The organism is Kocuria sp., from assembly GCF_030536815.1.
Classification (GTDB): Bacteria; Actinomycetota; Actinomycetes; order Actinomycetales; family Micrococcaceae; genus Kocuria; species Kocuria gwangalliensis.
This window is the reverse complement of the sequence record NZ_JAUNPE010000295.1, coordinates 1-1,961: the sequence shown is the minus strand read 5'-3', so window position 1 is coordinate 1,961 and position 1,961 is coordinate 1. Positions and strand designations below refer to the sequence as shown.

Annotated in this window: 2 protein-coding genes; one reads left to right on the top strand and one right to left on the bottom strand. The window is 61.2% G+C overall.

Going from position 1 to position 1,961, the window contains the following annotated elements; translation table 11 throughout:
- Positions 1-26: 26 nt before the first annotated feature.
- Positions 27-1,166 carry a bifunctional 2-methylcitrate synthase/citrate synthase gene (locus Q4E95_RS13315; RefSeq protein WP_303383758.1) on the top strand — a complete coding sequence of 380 codons (1,140 nt, stop codon included), beginning with the start codon at positions 27-29 and terminating at the stop codon, positions 1,164-1,166.
- A gap of 123 nt (positions 1,167-1,289) precedes the next feature.
- On the opposite strand, the gene Q4E95_RS13310 is transcribed toward Q4E95_RS13315, so the two are convergent.
- A complete protein-coding gene (locus Q4E95_RS13310; RefSeq protein WP_303383757.1) occupies positions 1,290-1,703 on the bottom strand; it encodes a hypothetical protein in 414 nt (137 codons plus the stop codon).
- Positions 1,704-1,961: the final 258 nt, after the last annotated feature.

Sequence of the window (1,961 nt, the reverse complement as noted above, 5' to 3'; positions counted from 1 at the left end):
GACCACACACGAAGAAGGAGGTCACCATGACCGAAACCGAGATTCGCAAGGGTCTAGCCGGCGTCGTCGCCGACACCACCGCTGTGTCCAAGGTCAACGCCGAGACCAACTCGCTGCTGTACCGCGGTTACCCCGTTCAGGAACTTGCCGCCAAGTGCTCCCCCGAGGAAGTCGCGTTGCTGCTGTGGACCGGTGAGCTGCCCACAGAGGAAGAGCTCGCCGATTTCAAGAAGCGCGAGCGCGCCAACCGCGCGCTGACCCCGGAGCTGAAAAACATCATCGACGCTCTGCCCACGGACTGCCACCCCATGGACGTGTGCCGCACCGCCGCGTCCGTGATCGGCGCCCAGCACCCGGACGCCGAGGATTCCTCCCCCGAAGCGGAGCTCCGCAAGGCGCAGGAACTGTTCGCCGTGATGCCCGCCGTGGTCTGCTACGACCAGCGACGCCGCCGCGGCGAGGAACTCATCGAGCCTCGTGACGACCTGGACTATTCGGAGAACTTCCTCTGGATGGCCTTCGGTGAAGAGGCCGCGCCCGAGGTCGTGGACGCGTTCCGCGTGTCCATCATTCTGTACTCCGAGCACTCCTTCAACGCCTCGACCTTCACAGGCCGCGTGATCACCTCGACCCTGGCCGATCTACACTCGGCCGTGGTTGGCGCGATCGGTGCCCTCAAGGGCCCGCTGCACGGTGGCGCGAACGAGGCCGTCATGCACACCTTCGAGGAACTGGGGATCCGCAAGGACGAATCCGCCGAGGACGCCGAGAAGCGCGCCAAGGAATGGATGGACAAGGCTCTGGCCGAGAAGAAGAAGGTCATGGGCTTCGGTCACCGCGTGTACAAGCACGGTGACTCGCGCGTACCGACCATGCAGGACGCACTGTTCCGCATGCTCGAGTACTACGATCGCCCGGAAATCCTGGGTCTGTACAACGGTCTGGCCAAGTCCATGGACGAAGCCAAGTCCATCAAGCCCAACCTGGACTACCCGGCCGGTCCCACGTACTGGCTCATGGGCTTCGACATTCCCACGTTCACACCCATCTTCGTGTGCGCCCGCATCACCGGCTGGACCGCACACATCATGGAGCAGCGCGCTTCCAACTCGCTGATCAGACCGCTGTCCGAGTACGACGGACCGGAAGAGCGTCACCTGGACTAAGCGCTCACCCGCGCCCAGGTACACAGAAGTCCCCGGGATTCACGCCATGACCGTGAGTCCCGGGGACGTTTCTCTGTCGCGGACCGGCTGGCATCGACAAGCCGGGTGTCCACGCACCGGCGGCTAAGAGACGGGCTTCAGCGCCGCACTCGTGAGCACCAGTTCTTCCCCACGGTTTGTGAGGTAAGTGGCGGTTTCCTCGTCTGTCGCGGTCTGCAGGGCATCAATGTCGTCTGCTTGGTAGACGTCCATTTTTTCCACGGTGCCGGTGATTTCGACCTCGTCACCGGGATTGAGCTCTTCCGGCAACTCGTCGGTCATCACAATGGTGTCTTCCTCCCCCACCGTGAACACTCCGTCCGGAAGAACAGGCTGGATTTCATGCGTGATGGTCATGCTCTCGCCCACCAGCTCTTCGGTGGGAATGTTCGATTGATCCGCTTCGGTGACATCAGATTCAGGAGTACACGCCGCGAGAGAACTCGCAACGACCAAACCCGTGATTCCGGCTGTTATTGCGCGTCGCTTGTGAATCATGATGATCTCCTCGTTCTCTTGAGCGTGTGTGATATTTCCACTTTGACAGTAACCTCACATTTTGCCGTGCTCAATAGGAGCCGGCATGTTCCTACTGTTTGCCACCGGAAGCTGAACTGGGTGTCGTGTCCTTGGACACCTGCTCCACGGAGTGGTCACGTAGAAAATAGGCCCCCAAAGAACCCGCCAGGGTTGCGAAGACCGCCACTGAATACATGGCAAGCAGCACGTGCAAGATCTGGGAGAAGCCGTCGCTCG